This is a genomic window from Klebsiella sp. 64, from assembly GCF_018223915.1.
In the GTDB taxonomy this organism is placed as follows: Bacteria; Pseudomonadota; Gammaproteobacteria; order Enterobacterales; family Enterobacteriaceae; genus Klebsiella; species Klebsiella pneumoniae.
In genome coordinates, this window is record NZ_JAGRQZ010000001.1 from 30543 (window position 1) to 47045 (window position 16503).

Sequence of the window (16503 nt, forward strand, 5' to 3'; positions counted from 1 at the left end):
ATCCCGTCTTTCAGGACGGACCGGGGAAGGCCCCGGTCCTGGTTAAAATTAGCTGCGGATAAGCATATACACGCGAAATAAATAGATCAGCAACAGGGCGGAAATCAGGTTGCTGATGGTATTAATCACCACCGCGCCGACGTTTGGCGTCAGGGCGGCAAAGCTGGAAGCAAACAGTAACAGCAGGGTTTTCGCCACCAGCCAACCGATAATAGCCGGCGCCACCAGCCGCAGATTGGCCCACGCCAGGCGCATGCTGCTGCGCATGGCGCCGAGGATGCCCATTTTGTCCTGTACCAGCATGATCGGCGCAAAGGCCAGCACGATGGCCAACAGCACGCCGGGCACCAGCACCAGCATCATCCCCATCTGCACCAGGAAGGTGGTGAACAGGATCAGCAGCAGCAGCTTGGGCAGCACCGGCACCGAGGCGCCGATGGCGCGCAGGGCGCTAACGCGATGACCGGCGGAGACCAGCTGGATCAGCAGCAGGACGCCGCCGACGAGGATCGCATTACCTACCAGACCCGAGAAGGTTGATGCCGCCGAGGCGCGCAGCAGAACCTGCTGCTGCTCCGGCGTCATGTTCTGCACCAGCTCGAACAGCCCGGCGCTACCGGCGAGGTTATCGCCTTCGCTGAGTATCGACAGCTGCTCGTCGCTGGGTGAAAAGGCATGGCCAAGTACTACCGTAATAAACGCGCACAACAGCGCAATCAGTAAAATAGTAATGAACTGATTACGAAAAAAATTCCCGGTGTCACGGTAGACGGACTTCGCCGTGATAGACATGCATTCTCCTTGAGTGTCGCAGGTGTTAACTAGCCGGCGATTGTACCGCAAATCGTTCCGTCGTAGCACTCTCTGCGCCGGTCAGGGCAGGTATATCTTTGTAAAGAGGCCGCAATGGTGGCAGGCCGTAGCGCGCCCGCGCCCGGTTGCAGGCATCGTTTTCCTCGCCATTTTCCCCGGACATGGCGAATTCGCGACACGGCGAAGGCCGGTTTTCATAAATAGTGCAGTGAACGGCGTCGCCGATATCGCCAGACAGGGCCGCGCAGCGGCTCTGGCGCTGGTTGGTGCCGCTCATGCAGCGCAGGAAAGGGGTCAGCGGTTCGGTCAGCGCGGAGGGCACCAGGCCGCCCGCGTCGTCGGCTTCCGCCCAGTAGAAAGAGACTCGAAAATACGCACAACAGGCACCGCACGTCATGCACGGGTTGATTTCACTCATAATTACACCTGAAAAAAACGCATCAACACAGATTGTCGGCAGTTAACTTATCCAGCCGCCTCAGCGACGGCAAGAGGGGCAGAAATAAATTTTTGCGCGAAAAGTGAAAATTGATGTGCGGACAATTCAAGGCATTGCGATCGGTAGCGAAAATTAATCTGGATCAATAAATGTTAAATCTGAGGACTTAGTGTGATCTAAAACAGATCAAACGTAACTCGTTATAGGTATATTTGGCCGCGCTGAAAAACCATAATGAGGAAGTGGATATGAAGAAGTTAGCAGCGGCGGCATTGATTCTTGGCACGCTTTCTACCGGCAGCGTCTGGGCGCATGAAGCGGGTGAGTTTTTCATTCGTGCCGGGACCGCCACCGTCCGACCGACGGAGGGCTCTGACAATGTGTTAGGCAGCCTTGGCAGTTTCAACGTTAGTAACAATACCCAGCTGGGTTTAACCTTTACCTATATGGCGACCGATAACATTGGCGTGGAGTTGCTTGCCGCGACGCCGTTCCGCCATAAGGTCGGCACCGGGCCAACCGGGACTATCGCCACCGTCCATCAGCTGCCGCCCACCCTGATGGCGCAGTGGTACTTTGGCGATGCGCAAAGCAAGGTGCGCCCGTACGTGGGGGCCGGTATCAACTACACCACCTTCTTTAACGAAGACTTTAACGATACCGGCAAGGCGGCCGGGCTTTCCGATCTGAGCCTGAAGGACTCCTGGGGCGCGGCGGGGCAGGTCGGCCTTGATTATCTGATTAACCGCGACTGGCTGCTGAATATGTCGGTGTGGTACATGGATATCGATACCGATGTGAAATTCAAAGCCGGCGGCGTGGACCAGAAAGTCAGCACCCGTCTGGATCCGTGGGTGTTTATGTTCTCCGCAGGCTATCGGTTCTAAATTCTTCTGTAAACTGGCCAACGGATGGCCAGTTCATTGTCTCGTCACACCTGTCTGCCGCAAGCCTCTGTCATCAACAGCGGATCACACTTCCGTCCACTGGCGCAGCAGGTTGTGATACATGTTGAGCAGGGAGAGGACCTCTTCTCCGTCGCCAAAGCGGGCCTTCAGAGACTGGATGGTGCGGTCCAGGTCGTAAAGCATCGCACGCTGCTTATCGTCGCGGACCATCGACTGGATCCACAGGAAAGAGGCCTGGCGGACGCCGCGGGTGACCGGGGTGACGCAGTGCAGGCTGCTGGCGGGATAGAGCACCAGATGCCCGGCCGGGAGCTTCACCCGATGTTGGCCATAGGTGTCTTCAATCACCAGTTCGCCACCCTCATAGCTCTCCGGATCGCAAAGGAACAGCGTCGCTGACAGATCAGTGCGCATCCAGCCCGCCTCGCCGTTCTGGCGAACGGCGCCATCGACGTGAAAACCATAGGTCTCCCCTGGCCCATAGCGGTTAAACAACGGCGCGGAAATCGTCCGCGGCAGCGCGGCGGAAAAAAACTGCGGATGGCCGCGCAGCATATCGAGCACAGCGGCCTGCAGGCGGGCATACAGCGGCGTTCGGGTATCGATCTGCTGGTTCTGTTTGACGGCCGCCCCCTGGCTACCCACCGTAACCCGCCCGTCGACCCACTCGGCCTGCGCCAGCTGCCGGGTAAATTCCGCCACCTGGTCTGTCGATAGCACGTCAGGAATGTGATACATCATCGCGGTGTTCTCTCTAAAAAGTGGGGCGCAACGGCCCCACGCGCAGACTCAGAAATGGACGTTCGCCGTCAGCATAAAGGTCCGGGGTTCGCCCGGATGATAGCGATAGCCGCTCTTGTTGATGGAGGCCACGTAATCGGTATCAAACAGGTTATACATATTGAGCTGCAGATCGAGGTTGCTGTTGACCCGATAGCCCAGTTTGGCGTCGGCAACCCAGTAGCCCTCGGTGTGATCCGGGGTACCGACTGCACCATCGCTGCCCCGGCGCAGGCTTCCGACATAGCGCACACCGCCGCCGACGGACAGATCGTTGGTGGCCTGATACTGCGTCCACAGCGTAAAGGCATGTTTCGGGGTGTAGGCCAGGGCGGAAGATCCATCCTGTGCAACGTTCTGTCCCTCCGTCACTGTCGCATGCTGCTGAGTGTAGCCGGCGATAATCGTCCAGTCCGGGGTCAGGTTTCCGGTCGCGGAGAGTTCATACCCCTCCACGCGCTTTTTGCCGTACTGCGACCAGGTTCCGTCATCGTTGGCGGCCACTTCGTTTTCAATATCGGTGCGGAATAACGCCGCGCTGAGCAGCAGACGGTTGTCGAAGATTTGCCACTTGGTGCCCAGCTCGCTGGATTTTGCCTTCTGCGGCTTAAAGTCGGTTCGGTTAGCGCTGTTGCCGCTGCCGCTGGCGGCCAGGGCGAAGCTGCTGCCTCCCGGCGGCTGCTGTGAGATGGCGTAGTTGACGTAGACATTGCCCTGCTCGGTTAAGCGGTACAGCGCCCCGGCTTTCCAGTTAACCAGATTGCCGGATTTAGCGGTATCGACAGTGGTGACCGGGCTGCCGGTCGACTGTCCGGGCGGGCAGGCGATAGCCCCGCGTCCGCTGCCGCCGCAGGCGGTGGCGCTGTCATATTTGGTATGGTAATTGTCGAGACGCAGCCCGCCGTTGATCTCAATCCGCTCGGTCAGCGTCAGCGTATCGAAGGCATAAATCCCGAAGGTATCGGTCTGGCCGTTGGCGTTCGCCCCGTTTCTGTCCAGCCCGCCAATCGACAGGTTGCTCACCGGATGGTAGAGATTCACCGCCGGCGCGGTCCTGGCGTTAACGCCATAGTTGGTCTGGTTTTCCCGGGTAAACTCCACGCCGGCGCTGACGTCATGGCCTATCGAGCCAGTATTGAAAGTCGAGGTGATATTGGTCTGGTTGGTCAGAATGCGGTTGCTGACATCTTTGGTATTAACCAGACGCGACCAGCTCCAGGTGTTGACGTCATTGATATCGGGGGCGGTGATATTGTTCGCGCCGCCCATCACCGCGGTCAAAAGATACTCCTGTTTCACTCGCGACCAGCGGGTGGTATTGCGCACGGTGGTATTCTCCGTCAGATCGTGTTCGAAGCGCAGGGTACCGCTGTCGGTAGTAGATTTATCGTAATCGGAGTCGGTGCCATAGAAATTGCTGGTATCGACCTTCCCGGCGGAGTTGAGTGCGGCATACTTCGGCGAAGGCGCCGAATAGCCCGGCAGGCCGACGGTAGGGATCCCGCCATCCGGGGTGTTGTTCTGCCGGACGTGCAGATAGTTCAGATACAGACGAGTTGGGGTATCAAGGCCGAAGGCCAGCGACGGTGCGATGCCATAGCGTTCGTTTTCAATGCGGTCCCGACCAGCGTCATGGGTTTTTTCCCCCATCAGGTTCAGACGGAACGCAGCGTTGTCGCTAAACGCCTGGTTCAGGTCGAGAGTGCCCCGGCGCGACCAGGCGCTGCCGATGCTGGCCGAGCCGTCGATCCCGGAGTCAAGGCGCGGCTGCTTGCTGATCATATTGATCGAGCCGGAGGGCGCGCTGCGGCCATAGTCCGTGCCGGCGGGCCCTTTGATGACTTCCACCTGCTGGGTATTGAAGGTATCGCGCGTCACGCTGCCGATGTCGCGAATGCCGTCCACATAGATGCTGTTAGAGGTATCCACGCCGCGCATAAAGATGGCATCCCCGGTGGTTGAGCTGCCATTCTCCCCGGCATAAAACGCCCCCACGCCGGGAACGTTTTTGAGGGCGTCAGTCAGGTTGGTGACGCCCTGATCTTTAATCACCTGTTCCGGGATCACGGTGATGGTGCGGGTGGTATCGACCAGCGGTTTATTGAACTTGGGATCGGCGGAAGCGCCGGGGGAGTAGAGTGAAGGCGGAGCGGCTTCCACTACCAGCGTCTCTTCACTATTTTTGACCGAATTTTCCGCTGCGATGCCTGCTGCCGGCGAGGCTCCCAGACACAGACCTGTAAACAATGCCAATGAGTTGAAACTGCCGAAAGGCAGAGAAGCGTTTTTTTCCATGATAAATGCAGGCTTATTTTTTGTTATGAGCACATATCACACCGCGCAAAAGCGACGTTATTCGTCGTCTGGCTTGCGCTGACCCGGTGTGATTCTATAAATGATAAAAAGAATAGTTATCATTTGCCTTAATATTTACATAGAAAAGTTGACCTTAAAACAACTTTCTTCACTTCGATTTACATAATTCACATTTTTTGAACGATAATGCGGGAATATAGGAAAAGTGCTGCAGAATAAGGTCGGTAGCAAGCCGCGCCGGGCGGGGTTAACTTCCGGGCGGCCATATGATGGTTGTTCCGGCACGGATCACCAGGGCACGGTACGGCCCTGGTAATCCAGATAATCCAGTCCCGGACGTTGCCGTTTGTCGAGCAGGACGTTCACCAGGCGTGGGATCGTCTCTTCGATGGTCAGCGGGGCATCTGCCCCGCCGAGCTCGGTGCGGATCCATCCCGGGGCCATCACCACCAGCGGATGGGAGGCCGAGGTGGGGCGAGCGGCAAAGCTGCGCATAAACATATTCAGCGCAGCTTTACTCCCGCGGTAGAGTTCCCGCTGGCCGGTAAGGTTATTGGTCAGGCTCCCCTGGCCAGAGGACATCACGCCGAGCAGCCCCTGCGGTTTAACGGCCTGCTGCAGGCGCTCGATAACCCGCATCGGTGCCAGGGCATTGGTGAGCATCACCTGGTAAAACTCCTCGGTGGAGACGTCGCCAATGGTCTGCGATGGGTCACGATTGGTGGTACCGGCGTTGACAAACAGCATATCGAGGCTTGCCGGGGGAAGCGTCGCCTGCAGCGCGGCCAGCTGGGCTTCATCGCGAATGTCGAGCGTCGCCAGGCGTAGCCGCAGGGGATGCGTCTTGGCCAGGTCGTGGAGCGGCGTGTGGGATGATAAATCGCGCACGGTGCCGATGACCTCCCAGCCGTGCTGGAGGAACGTCGCCGCCATAGCATGGCCAAGGCCGCGCGAGGCGCCGACGATGAGGATAGTGTTGTGCTGATCGGATTTCATGATGTCTCTCGCTGCAGAAAGGAGGTCTTCACTATAATCAGGCCCGAGATCGGGCGGAAGACGCCGCCAGTGCACTCATATCTTGCAGCAAACGCCCTGTCTGGCGACTGGAGCGATAATGAACGATCCCGATTTTAATTTGCTGGCGGCCCTCGATCCGCTGCCGGTCAGTACCGAGGTGATTACGGTTTCGCAGGCGTGGCATCCGCGTCTGGAGCAGGCCCCGGCCACCGCTGGCTGCGGCAGCGGGTGCGTGAGGTGTGTCGCGAATAAAAAAAGCCCGCACAAGTGCGGGCAAAAATACTGGAAGCAATGTGAGCAATGTCGTACTGAATACCCGAGTGATTTACTCAACTATTCAGTGATGAGAAAGATAATATTTCTCATTTAAGATATCAACCCCATCTTTTGTGCGGAAGCGATTTTTTATCCGAGGGTGAAAACCGTGCGCTTCTGGCTGTCGTCCTGTGGCCAGGCCGCCGCGATCTCCTGCAGCGGCCGCGGGGTGGTGGCGATGGTCAATTTCCCCGGCACCGCCGCCTGCAGCATTTCGCCGGTCGCCGCCAGCAGCTGCGATACCGACAGGCTACCGATCCCGCTGCCCATCAGCAGGAGCGGGGCGGAACGCAGCACTGCGCCATTTAACGCGATATCGGCGCCAGCCAGGGAACCCACCTGCACATAGCGCACCGGACTGCCGGCAGGGGTATATTTCGCCAGTGCCGGCAATAATAATTCCGCGCTGTGTCCCCACAGGTAATCGATGACCACATCGATCTGCGCGGCGCTGACCGCTGAAAATTGCCCGCTCAAGGTTTTATCATCAGCGGTTAACTGAATACACTCATCGGCGTCCAGCGCCGCGAGCGACTGCGCATTGCGCCCGGTTGCAATGATTTTTTTCGCCCCCAGATAGCGGGCAATCTGTACCGCCAACTGACCGGCGCTGCCGGTGGCGCCATTAATCAGCACCGTTTCGCCGGCCTGAAGCTGGGCGCGTGTCACCAGCGATGCCCACGCGGACGTACCGGGGTTGGCCATTGCCGCCGCCTGGATATCATCGAGCGCATCCGGCAGCGGCAGACAATTCTGCAGGGCGACCGGCGCCCGCTGCGCCATACTGCCGAAGGGGGCGGTGGGGAAGGCGAAGTAGACGCGCTGGCCCTGAGGTGTGGTGCCGACGCCATCGATACCAGGCACAAAGGGCAGATTGCCGTCGAAGCTGTAATGGCGTCCGGATGCCCGGGCCTTAACCACATGGCTTATCGCGGCGGCGCGGACGTCAATGAGCGTCTGGCCGGGCGCGGGCTGCGGGTCGATAAATTCGGCCCAAACCGGGCCTTCTGCGAGATCAAAAACCACGGCTGCTTTCATAAATTATCTCCTGTCGGGAATTATGTGTAAAATACACATATTGTTTTGCAGCACTATACGCGGAAAATTAATACATGCAAGATGCACATAATGACTACGACATTACCGACTTTCACGGCGCGCTGCTGGATATCATCAGCGTAATGAACCAGCCGCTGCGCGATGAGCAGATCCTGCAGGCAGCCGGCATCCAGCTGGAACAGATGCTGTTTCCGCTGCTTGTGGCGGTAGGGCGCCATGGCCCGGTGGGGGTGGTTGAGCTGGCGGATCATTTAGGGCGCGATTACACCACCGTCAGCCGCCAGGTGAAAAAACTGGAAGCCCAGGGACTCGCCTGTAAGCAACCGAACCGTCATGATCGACGGATCAGCGAAGTGACGCTTAGCGCCAGCGGACAACAGATGATCGACAGTATTGCGGTAGCGCGGCGGCGGTTAATGAATCAGGTGCTGGCGCAGTGGCCGGAAGATGAAGTGCAGGCGCTGTTTCGCTTAACGCGCAAATACGCCGACAGTTTGCAGCAACCAGGCTAAATTCTCGTGTGTTGCCGCCTGGCGCAACAATCAGCTTTTGCGTCACAACTCACGGGTCAGTTCGTCGATGTTGTCGGAAAGTATCTCCAGCAGGGATCTCACATAGAGAGTGTTGTTTCCCTGATGCCACATCGCGCTGAGGGGGAGCCCTTCGACATGCTTTTTCGGCGTGAGCGCAAGGTATTTCACGCCGTCGGCATTCATGTCTTTATAGGACGCTGGCACCAGAGCAATGCCGAGTCCTGCGGCAACAAAACTCAGGATAGTCTGCTTCTCTTCAGCATACTGCGCGATGACAGGCATGCTGCCCCCCTCTTTGAAAATATTCATTGTCAGGTCATGGCTGTGACGCCGGGTGCGTCTTTCCGGCAAGATAACCGGCTCGTGTCGGAAATCATCGATACTGACTTCGTCATAACTGACCAGCCGGTGATGAGCGGGCACGGCGAGCACGCAGGTTTCATTGGCGATAAAACGCGCTGTCAGCGTGGCATCAATATGTTCCGGCGGGCGTACAAAGACCACATCCAGCCACCCTGAAATGAGTCGGGGAATCAGCTTGTGAGATTTATCTTCCGTAAGATGAATATCGGCCTCAGGAAAACGTCTGACAAAAAGATTAAGCAATTCAGGAAGTAATCCTTTGGCTGCGCTGTCGATAGCCCCGATCCGCAATGTTCTTTTCTGTAACAGGGTATTTTTACGGAATCGCTGCCGTAGCGCATCGAAATCAGCAATGACCGTTTTGGCCTCATTTAAAAAGGCGGCACCTTCAGGCGTTAGCGACACATTGCGGGTCGATCGATTCAGTAGCCTGATCCCCAAATCATCTTCCAGCAGTTTGATGAAGCGACTCAGTGACGCAGGCATCATTTCGAGTTTACGGGCAGCCCGGCCAAAGTGAAGCTCATCACCTAATACCACAAAGCAACGTAGCTGATTTATATCCATTTTTTCACCAAAACCTGATTATACAAATTATTTATATAAAGCCGTGCCGATGATAAAGCGGTTCAAAACTTCATACTGGGATTATTACAAAACGATAACAACCCTACATCACTATGGAGCATCCCGTCATGAAAAACGACCTCGAAAAGAAGGTGATGCGTAAGGTTACCCTGCGCATTATTCCTTTCATCATGCTGCTGTACTTCATTGCCTTCCTTGACCGCGTCAACATTGGCTTTGCCGCCCTGACCATGAATCAGGATCTGGGATTTTCACCCACCGTTTTTGGTCTGGGCGCTGGCATTTTCTTCCTGGGTTATTTTCTGTTTGAGGTACCGTCAAACTTAATTCTTCATAAAGTGGGCGCCCGCATCTGGATCGCCCGCGTCATGATTACCTGGGGATTCGTCTCTGGCTGCATGGCTTTTGTGCAGGGCACGACGAGCTTCTACATTCTGCGTTTTCTGCTCGGCGTGGCGGAAGCCGGTTTCTTCCCGGGGATCATTCTCTATCTTAGCTACTGGTTTCCTGCCGCCAGGCGTGCGCAGGTCACTGCCATCTTTATGGCCGCAGCTCCCCTGTCGACAGCACTGGGATCGCCGGTTTCGGCCGCACTGCTGGAGATGCATGGCTTCCTTGGCTACGCCGGCTGGCAGTGGATGTTTGTACTGGAAGCTTTGCCGGCGCTGGTGCTCGGTGTTGTGGTTCTGTTCTTCCTGACGGATCGTCCGGCCAAGGCCAAATGGCTGACTGATCAAGAGCGTGCCTGGCTGGAAAACGCCATGCAAGACGAGGAGCGGGCACGGGCGGCAAAACAGAGCCATTCCAGCGCATGGCGAGGGCTAGCGGATATACGCGTCCTGGCGCTGGCGCTGGTCTATTTCGGTACCTCAGCCGGGCTGTATACGCTTGGCATCTGGTCCCCGCAAATCATTCGCAGTTTCGGTGCTTCCTCGCTGGAGATTGGTTTCCTGAACGCCTTTCCGGCGGTGATCGGCGTCATCGCCATGATCCTCTGGGCGCGTCATTCCGATCGAACCAAAGAGCGCAGCTGGCACGTCATTGGCGCCTGCCTGCTGGCGGCTGCCGGGCTGATATACGCCGGTAATGTCAGCACATTGTTTACCGTAATGGTCGCCTTAACGCTGGTCACCGTGGGGATTAGCGCATCAAAACCCCCTTTGTGGAGCATGCCAACCCTGTTCCTCAGCGGCCCGGCTGCGGCCGCTGGCATTGCCGCTATCAACTCCATCGGCAACCTCGGCGGTTTCGTTGGCCCGATGATGATTGGCGTGATCCGCGAGCAAACCGGTAGTTACAGCTGGGGCCTGTACTTTGTCGCCGGATTGCTGGCGCTCTCGGCCCTCGTGGTCATGATTCTTTCTGCCAGAGCGAACAAATCGCCGACGGCAGAGCTTCCACATCCTCATACTCATTAACTGGAGAAGTAACGATGCGTCACTACAAAATTGCTGCCATCCCTGCGGACGGTATCGGACCGGAAGTCATTTCGGCAGGTATTGAAGTCTTGCACGCGCTGACGCGCCACGATCCGCAACTGAAATTTGATATAGAGACCTTTGACTGGGGGTCAGACTATTACAAAAAACATGGCGTGATGATGCCGGAAGAAGGGCTGAACATGCTGAAAGCATTTGATGCCATTTACTTCGGCGCGGTGGGGGCCCCGGATGTCCCTGACCACATCACACTCTGGGGCCTGCGGCTGCCTATTTGCCAGGGCTTTGACCAGTACGCCAATGTGCGACCCACCAAAATTCTGCCGGGCGTCACTTCACCGCTGCGCAACCGCGGGCCTGGCGATCTTGACTGGGTCATCGTGCGCGAAAACTCCGAAGGTGAATATTCTGGTAACGGCGGCCGTACCCACCGTGGTTTACCTGAAGAAGTCGGTACCGAAGTGGCAATCTTTACCCGTGTTGGGGTGACACGCATTATGCGCTATGCCTTCAGACTGGCACAGTCTCGTCCACGTAAACTGCTGACCGTGGTGACCAAATCCAACGCCCAGCGCCATGGTATGGTGATGTGGGATGAGATTGCCGCTGAAGTGGCGCAGGAATTCCCGGATGTGCAGTGGGACAAAATGTTGGTCGATGCCATGACGCACCGTATGACGTTGCATCCCCAGACCCTGGATACCATCGTTGCCACCAATCTGCACGCCGATATCCTTTCCGATCTGGCTGGCGCGCTGGCGGGTAGTCTGGGCGTAGCGCCGACCGCGAATATTGATCCTGAACGCCGCTTCCCTTCCATGTTCGAACCGATCCATGGTTCCGCATTCGATATCACCGGCAAAGGGATTGCGAACCCCATTGCCACTTTCTGGACCGCGGTACAGATGCTTGAACATCTGGGCGAACGCCATGCCGCTGCGCTGATTATGGAAAGCATTGAGTATGTGTGTGAAAAAGGCATTCTGACGCCAGATGTCGGTGGCTCAGCCAATACCGCGGAGGTGACACGCGCCGTGGTGCACTACATTGACGCTAAAGCTGACATTGCCGAGACCGCATAAACATGAATAACGAACAGGCTGCAGAGATCCTGCAGGATATCTTTCAACATGCGGTCAACAGTGCCCGCGCCGGGCCGGTGACCCTGGCTAACCTGCCGGAAAAACCTCGCGGCCGTTGTGTGGTGATCGGTGCGGGTAAAGCGTCCGCGGCAATGGCGGCTGCCGTGGATGCGGCCTGGCCGGATGTGGCGGTGTCGGGCGTGGTGGTGACGCGTTACGGTTACGCGGTTCCTGCGGGCCGCATCCGCATTATTGAGGCGGCTCATCCCGTATCAGATGCCATGAGCGAGGTTGCCGCAATGCTGATTGTGGAGACGCTGCGCGGTTTAACTGCCGATGATCTGGTGCTGGCATTGATTTCAGGGGGAGGGTCGGCGCTGATGGCGCTGCCCGCCCCGGGGTTAACGCTGGCAGATAAGCAGACCATCACCCGGGCCCTGCTCCATAGCGGGGCCAGCATCAAAGAGATGAATCTGGTACGTCGTCATCTCTCAGCGGTGAAAGGCGGAAAGCTGGCGACCATGGCGCAACCGGCGCGCATCGTATCACTGATTATCAGCGATGTGCCTGGCGATAATCCGACGGACGTAGCGTCTGGCCCCACCGTTGCCGATAACAGCGCACCACGTGATGCGCTCCGGGTATTGCAGCGGTATGGCATTGCGATCCCGAAGCCCGTTAGCGAACGGCTAAACCAGCCGGCCGGCCCGGTGGAAAACGCCGCGACAGGCGAGGTCAGGCTTATCGCCACGCCGGCGATGGCGTTAGCGGCGGCGGCTCTGGCCGCACGACAACATGGGTTCACCCCCCTTATTTTGGGGGATGCTATAGAAGGTGAAAGCAGGGAAGTGGCGGTGGTCATGGCCGGTATGGCGAGATCGGCGAAGCAGTATGGTCACCCGATTTCAGGGCCTGCTGTGCTGTTGTCAGGTGGCGAAACCACGGTGACAGTAAACAACACTCAGCCTGGAAAAGGGGGCCGCAATACCGAGTTTTTACTCAGTCTGGCCTGTGCGCTCCAGGGGGAACACGGTATCTGGGCCATGGCGGGAGATAGCGATGGTATTGATGGCACAGAAGATGCCGCAGGTGCGATCGTCTTCCCGGATACGCTTGCGCGCGGCAAGCTGAGCGGTCTTAATGCAGTGCAATATCTGGATGGCCATGATAGTTACTGCTATTTTCACGCGCTTAATGATTTGCTGATCACCGGCCCGACGTTAACCAACGTCAATGATATTCGGGCAATATTGATTGCCTGACTGTATCGCTCTCCTGTGCCAGGGAGAGCGATATTTTTCCCTTTCAACATAGTTCAAATCTTCGGTATCCGCCCGCCATCCATTTCCACGCTAAAGCGCATCGCCTGGCGTCAAGGTGTCGATCATCGGTCCGTCTGATGTGTTGGCGTGCAAGATGGCATGGAAAGGAAGGTAACGCGTGGAAATCGCCGCCTGGCGCGATGCCAGGCGGCTGATGGTCAGGCGGTTTTGGTCGCTGCCTTCAGGCTCTGGACGAAGGCTTTCAGCTCGTCGAGCATGGTCTGCGGCTCATCGAGGTGGCGTTCGATGATTTTGACGATGGCGGAACCGGAGATAGCCCCGGCGGCTCCGGCGTCAATGGCGGCGCTCACCTGCTCCGGCGCGGAGATACCAAAGCCCTGCAGCGGCGGCGCGGCGTGATATTCCGCCAGCTTCTCCACCAGGTGGTGCAGCGGCAGCGCGGCGCGATTTTCCGCACCCGTCACTCCGGCGCGCGACAGCAGATAGGTGTAGCCGCGGCCATAAGAGGCAATCTGGCGCAGTAAATCGTCATCCGCATTGGGCGGGCAGATGAAAATCGGCGCGATGTTATGGCGCATCGCCGCCTGGCGGAACGGGGCGGACTCTTCCACCGGCACGTCGGCCACCAGCACCGAGTCGACGCCGACGCGGGCGCACTGGGCATAGAACGCATCGATGCCCGGGCTGAAGACGAGGTTGGCATACATCAGCAGGCCGATTGGGATGGTCGGATGCTTCTGGCGGATCGCCGCCAGCATCTCAAAGCACTGCGCCGGGGTCACTCCCGCGGCGAAGGCGCGCAGGGCCGCGCCCTGGATGGTCGGGCCGTCCGCCAGCGGGTCGGAGAAAGGGATCCCCAGTTCAAGGGCATCGGCGCCGCCTTCGATCAGCGCATCGATAATTTTCAGCGACTGCTCCGGTCCCGGATCGCCAAGGGTGACAAAGGGGACGAAGGCGCCTTCCTGGCGATTTTTCAGTTGGGCAAACAGCGTCTCATAGCGTTCCATCAGATTTCCCCTCGCGCTTTCAGGATGTCATGTACGGTGAAAATGTCTTTGTCGCCGCGGCCGGAGAGATTAACCACTAGCAGCTGCTCTTTTTCCGGGTTCTCGCGCATCATCTTCAGCGCGTGGGCCAGAGCGTGAGAGGACTCCAGCGCCGGGATAATCCCTTCGTGGCGGGAAAGCGCTTTAAACGCGTCCAGCGCTTCGTCGTCGGTGATCGACACATAATCAGCGCGACCGGTGCTGTTCAGAAACGCGTGCTGCGGCCCAACGGACGGGAAGTCCAGCCCGGCGGAAATGGAGTAAGACTCTTCGATCTGGCCGTCGGCGGTCTGCATCATCGGCGACTTCATACCGAAGTAGATCCCAACGCGGCCATGCTTCAGCGGCGCGCCGTGCTCGCCGCTCTCGATACCGTGTCCGGCGGGCTCCACGCCGATCAGGCCGACGTTGGTTTCCTCGATAAAATCAGCGAACATGCCGATGGCGTTTGATCCGCCGCCGACGCAGGCGATCACCGCGTCCGGCAGGCGGCCCTCTTTTTCAAGGATCTGCGCTTTGGTCTCTTCGCCAATCATGCGCTGGAATTCACGCACAATCGTCGGGAACGGGTGCGGACCGGCGGCGGTGCCCAGCATATAGTGCGCCTTTTCGTAGCTGCCGGACCAGTCGCGCAGCGCCTCGTTACAGGCATCTTTCAGCGTGGCGGAGCCGCTGTGCACCGGGATCACCTCGGCGCCCATCAGGCGCATACGGAAGACGTTCGGCGACTGGCGCTCGACGTCCTTGGCCCCCATGTAGATACGGCATTTCAGGCCGAGCAGGGCGCTGGCCAGCGCTGAGGCGACGCCGTGCTGGCCGGCGCCGGTCTCGGCGATAATTTCGGTTTTGCCCATCCGTTTGGCCAGCAGAGCCTGGCCCAGCACCTGGTTGGTTTTGTGCGCGCCGCCGTGCAGCAGATCTTCGCGTTTCAGGTACAGGGTGGTGCGGGTGCCTTCGGTCAGATTCCGGCATTTGGTCAGGGCCGTCGGACGACCGGCGTAGTTTTTCAGCAGGTCGGTGAATTCCGCCTGAAAGGCCGGGTCCTTCTGCGCGCTGACAAAGGCTTCTTCCAGCTGGCGCAGGGCGGGCATCAGGATCTGCGGCACATACATGCCGCCGAATTCGCCGAAGTAGGGGTTCAGTAAAGTGCTCATTATTGCTCCTTAATATGCGCGCAGCGTCTGGAATACCGAGGCCAGCTTGCTGGCGTCTTTAATCCCGGGTTGCGACTCTACGCCTGAATTGAAATCGAGTCCGGCACAGCCGCTTTTGGCCGCTTCCACACAGTTATCGGCGCCGAGGCCGCCCGCCAGCATGACGTTGCGCAGATCCTGGCCCTGCAGCAGGCTCCAGTCAAAGCGCTGGCCGCTGCCGCCCTGGCCGTTGTCGAGCAGGTACTTGTCGACATGGCGGAGCGTACGGGCCGGGAAGGTTTCGCCGACGCTCAGCGCTTTCCAGATGCGGACGTTGTCCGCGAGGGCGTCGCGCAGCGCGTCGATATAGGCCTGGTCTTCATCACCGTGCAGCTGCACGGCGGCCAGCCCCAGAGCCTGCGCGCGGGCGACCACCTCCTCCAGCGGCGCATTGCGGAAGACGCCGACGTACTGCAGCGGCGCAGCGGCGATCACCGCTTTGGCCTGGGCGTCATTTACCGCTCGCGGCGAGGTCGGGACGAAGATCAGCCCACCGTAGATGGCGCCGGACTCCCAGGCCACCTGGGCATCCTGCGGGCGCGTCAGGCCGCACACTTTGTTCTCGCCGAGCAGCACGCGTTTAACCGCCGCTTCCAGATCCGCCTGCTCCATCAGGGCGGAGCCGATCAGGAAGCCGTTGGCGAAGTGGCTCAGCTCGCGCACTTCGGCATAGGTATGGATGCCGGATTCGCTGATCACCGTGACATCCGGGCCGAGACGCGCCGCCAGCTGACGGGTGCGGTTAAGGTCAATCGACATATCGCGCAGGTCGCGGTTGTTAATGCCCACCACCTTCGCCTTCAGGGCGATGGCGCGCTCCAGTTCCTCTTCATTGCTGACTTCGGTGAGCACGCCCATATTCAGGCTGTGAGCCACCGCCGAGAGCTGACGATACTGTTCATCGTCGAGCACCGAGAGCATCAGCAGGCAGGCGTCGGCCTGATAGTAGCGCGCCAGGTAGATCTGGTAAGGGTCGATGGTGAAGTCCTTACACAGGATCGGCTGCGGCGCGACCTGGCTGACGATCGGCAGGAAATCGAAGCTGCCCTGGAAATATTTCTCATCACACAGCACCGAGATCGCCGAGGCGTAGTGCTTGTAGATGCTGGCGATCGCTGCCGGATCGAAATCTTCGCGAATCAACCCCTTCGACGGTGAGGCCTTCTTGCACTCAAGAATAAACGCGGTGCGGGTGCCGGCCAGCGCGTCATAGAAATTGCGCTGCGTCGGAACGATCTCATTTTGAAAACTGGCTAACGGTTGTTGTTGTTTGCGGGCTTCCACCCAAATCGCTTTGTCGGCAACGATTTTTGCTAAAACGGTTTGCAT

16 protein-coding genes are annotated in these 16503 nt (G+C 58.3%); 6 read left to right on the forward strand and 10 right to left on the reverse strand.

Annotated features, from left to right (window positions below):
• Window positions 1–48 precede the first annotated feature (48 nt).
• Together KHQ23_RS00165 and KHQ23_RS00170 are read right to left on the reverse strand one after the other, a co-directional pair.
• The gene (locus KHQ23_RS00165) at window positions 49–792 is read right to left on the reverse strand and encodes a YciC family protein (protein WP_032434364.1); all 744 of its coding nucleotides are present in this window, start codon (window positions 790–792) and stop codon (window positions 49–51) included.
• A gap of 25 nt (window positions 793–817) precedes the next feature.
• A complete protein-coding gene (locus KHQ23_RS00170) occupies window positions 818–1231 on the reverse strand; it encodes a YkgJ family cysteine cluster protein (protein WP_002901633.1) in 414 nt (137 codons plus the stop codon).
• 269 nt (window positions 1232–1500) lie between these two features.
• On the opposite strand from KHQ23_RS00170, the gene ompW reads away from it, so the two are divergent.
• On the forward strand, window positions 1501–2139 hold the full coding sequence (gene ompW / locus KHQ23_RS00175) for an outer membrane protein OmpW (protein ID WP_002901634.1): 639 nt from the start codon (window positions 1501–1503) through the stop codon (window positions 2137–2139).
• 84 nt (window positions 2140–2223) lie between these two features.
• On the opposite strand, the gene ybiX is transcribed toward ompW, so the two are convergent.
• The 3 genes from ybiX to KHQ23_RS00190 all read right to left on the reverse strand — a co-directional run bounded on the left by ybiX (window position 2224) and on the right by KHQ23_RS00190 (window position 6252).
• Window positions 2224–2901: a PKHD-type hydroxylase YbiX gene (gene ybiX / locus KHQ23_RS00180; RefSeq protein ID WP_004140326.1), complete on the reverse strand. Its 678-nt coding sequence runs from the start codon at window positions 2899–2901 to the stop codon at window positions 2224–2226.
• A gap of 48 nt (window positions 2902–2949) precedes the next feature.
• On the reverse strand, window positions 2950–5235 hold the full coding sequence (locus KHQ23_RS00185) for a catecholate siderophore receptor Fiu (protein WP_032434366.1): 2286 nt from the start codon (window positions 5233–5235) through the stop codon (window positions 2950–2952).
• A 309-nt stretch (window positions 5236–5544) separates the two neighbouring features.
• The gene (locus KHQ23_RS00190; RefSeq protein ID WP_032434368.1) at window positions 5545–6252 is read right to left on the reverse strand and encodes an SDR family NAD(P)-dependent oxidoreductase; all 708 of its coding nucleotides are present in this window, start codon (window positions 6250–6252) and stop codon (window positions 5545–5547) included.
• Between the two features lie 118 nt (window positions 6253–6370).
• Between KHQ23_RS00190 and KHQ23_RS00195 the strand changes: the two genes are divergently transcribed.
• The gene (locus KHQ23_RS00195; protein WP_032427949.1) at window positions 6371–6643 is read left to right on the forward strand and encodes a hypothetical protein; all 273 of its coding nucleotides are present in this window, start codon (window positions 6371–6373) and stop codon (window positions 6641–6643) included.
• A gap of 35 nt (window positions 6644–6678) precedes the next feature.
• Here KHQ23_RS00195 and KHQ23_RS00200 read toward each other — a convergent pair whose 3' ends face one another.
• Window positions 6679–7626: a zinc-binding alcohol dehydrogenase family protein gene (locus KHQ23_RS00200; protein WP_211776839.1), complete on the reverse strand. Its 948-nt coding sequence runs from the start codon at window positions 7624–7626 to the stop codon at window positions 6679–6681.
• 74 nt (window positions 7627–7700) lie between these two features.
• Between KHQ23_RS00200 and KHQ23_RS00205 the strand changes: the two genes are divergently transcribed.
• Window positions 7701–8159, forward strand: a complete 459-nt coding sequence (locus KHQ23_RS00205; RefSeq protein ID WP_002901718.1) for a MarR family winged helix-turn-helix transcriptional regulator — start codon at window positions 7701–7703, stop codon at window positions 8157–8159.
• A gap of 42 nt (window positions 8160–8201) precedes the next feature.
• Here the strand turns inward: KHQ23_RS00205 and KHQ23_RS00210 are convergent, their stop codons facing one another.
• Complete coding sequence (locus KHQ23_RS00210; protein WP_009484646.1) at window positions 8202–9110, reverse strand: LysR family transcriptional regulator; 909 nt, start codon at window positions 9108–9110, stop codon at window positions 8202–8204.
• A 128-nt stretch (window positions 9111–9238) separates the two neighbouring features.
• Here KHQ23_RS00210 and KHQ23_RS00215 point away from each other — a divergent pair, with 128 nt between their 5' ends.
• From KHQ23_RS00215 to KHQ23_RS00225, 3 genes are read left to right on the forward strand one after another with little or no spacing between them, the layout of a single operon-like run.
• Window positions 9239–10549, forward strand: coding sequence for an MFS transporter (locus KHQ23_RS00215; RefSeq protein WP_002901722.1), 1311 nt, complete (start codon window positions 9239–9241; stop codon window positions 10547–10549).
• Between the two features lie 14 nt (window positions 10550–10563).
• A complete protein-coding gene (locus KHQ23_RS00220) occupies window positions 10564–11652 on the forward strand; it encodes a tartrate dehydrogenase (protein ID WP_002901724.1) in 1089 nt (362 codons plus the stop codon).
• A 2-nt stretch (window positions 11653–11654) separates the two neighbouring features.
• Window positions 11655–12914 (forward strand): glycerate kinase, encoded by a 1260-nt coding sequence (locus tag KHQ23_RS00225; protein WP_004179454.1) that lies wholly within the window; start codon window positions 11655–11657, stop codon window positions 12912–12914.
• 218 nt (window positions 12915–13132) lie between these two features.
• Here KHQ23_RS00225 and trpA read toward each other — a convergent pair whose 3' ends face one another.
• From trpA to trpCF, 3 genes are read right to left on the reverse strand one after another with little or no spacing between them, the layout of a single operon-like run.
• On the reverse strand, window positions 13133–13942 hold the full coding sequence (gene trpA / locus KHQ23_RS00230) for a tryptophan synthase subunit alpha (RefSeq protein WP_002901728.1): 810 nt from the start codon (window positions 13940–13942) through the stop codon (window positions 13133–13135).
• Window positions 13942–15135, reverse strand: a complete 1194-nt coding sequence (gene trpB / locus KHQ23_RS00235) for a tryptophan synthase subunit beta (RefSeq protein ID WP_002901730.1) — start codon at window positions 15133–15135, stop codon at window positions 13942–13944. Before trpB ends, trpA begins: the two co-directional genes overlap by 1 nt.
• Before the next feature lie 9 nt (window positions 15136–15144).
• Window positions 15145–16503 (reverse strand): bifunctional indole-3-glycerol-phosphate synthase TrpC/phosphoribosylanthranilate isomerase TrpF, encoded by a 1359-nt coding sequence (trpCF, locus tag KHQ23_RS00240; RefSeq protein WP_014907770.1) that lies wholly within the window; start codon window positions 16501–16503, stop codon window positions 15145–15147.

What these genes read in the sequence shown, in the direction of transcription:
- KHQ23_RS00165 (WP_032434364.1), bottom strand. Translation starts at nt 792, where the DNA reads ATGTCTATCACGGCGAAGTCCGTCTACCGTGACACCGGGAATTTTTTT.
- KHQ23_RS00170 (WP_002901633.1), bottom strand. Translation starts at nt 1,231, where the DNA reads ATGAGTGAAATCAACCCGTGCATGACGTGCGGTGCCTGTTGTGCGTAT.
- ompW (WP_002901634.1), top strand. Translation starts at nt 1,501, where the DNA reads ATGAAGAAGTTAGCAGCGGCGGCATTGATTCTTGGCACGCTTTCTACC.
- ybiX (WP_004140326.1), bottom strand. Translation starts at nt 2,901, where the DNA reads ATGATGTATCACATTCCTGACGTGCTATCGACAGACCAGGTGGCGGAA.
- KHQ23_RS00185 (WP_032434366.1), bottom strand. Translation starts at nt 5,235, where the DNA reads ATGGAAAAAAACGCTTCTCTGCCTTTCGGCAGTTTCAACTCATTGGCA.
- KHQ23_RS00190 (WP_032434368.1), bottom strand. Translation starts at nt 6,252, where the DNA reads ATGAAATCCGATCAGCACAACACTATCCTCATCGTCGGCGCCTCGCGC.
- KHQ23_RS00195 (WP_032427949.1), top strand. Translation starts at nt 6,371, where the DNA reads ATGAACGATCCCGATTTTAATTTGCTGGCGGCCCTCGATCCGCTGCCG.
- KHQ23_RS00200 (WP_211776839.1), bottom strand. Translation starts at nt 7,626, where the DNA reads ATGAAAGCAGCCGTGGTTTTTGATCTCGCAGAAGGCCCGGTTTGGGCC.
- KHQ23_RS00205 (WP_002901718.1), top strand. Translation starts at nt 7,701, where the DNA reads ATGCAAGATGCACATAATGACTACGACATTACCGACTTTCACGGCGCG.
- KHQ23_RS00210 (WP_009484646.1), bottom strand. Translation starts at nt 9,110, where the DNA reads ATGGATATAAATCAGCTACGTTGCTTTGTGGTATTAGGTGATGAGCTT.
- KHQ23_RS00215 (WP_002901722.1), top strand. Translation starts at nt 9,239, where the DNA reads ATGAAAAACGACCTCGAAAAGAAGGTGATGCGTAAGGTTACCCTGCGC.
- KHQ23_RS00220 (WP_002901724.1), top strand. Translation starts at nt 10,564, where the DNA reads ATGCGTCACTACAAAATTGCTGCCATCCCTGCGGACGGTATCGGACCG.
- KHQ23_RS00225 (WP_004179454.1), top strand. Translation starts at nt 11,655, where the DNA reads ATGAATAACGAACAGGCTGCAGAGATCCTGCAGGATATCTTTCAACAT.
- trpA (WP_002901728.1), bottom strand. Translation starts at nt 13,942, where the DNA reads ATGGAACGCTATGAGACGCTGTTTGCCCAACTGAAAAATCGCCAGGAA.
- trpB (WP_002901730.1), bottom strand. Translation starts at nt 15,135, where the DNA reads ATGAGCACTTTACTGAACCCCTACTTCGGCGAATTCGGCGGCATGTAT.
- trpCF (WP_014907770.1), bottom strand. Translation starts at nt 16,503, where the DNA reads ATGCAAACCGTTTTAGCAAAAATCGTTGCCGACAAAGCGATTTGGGTG.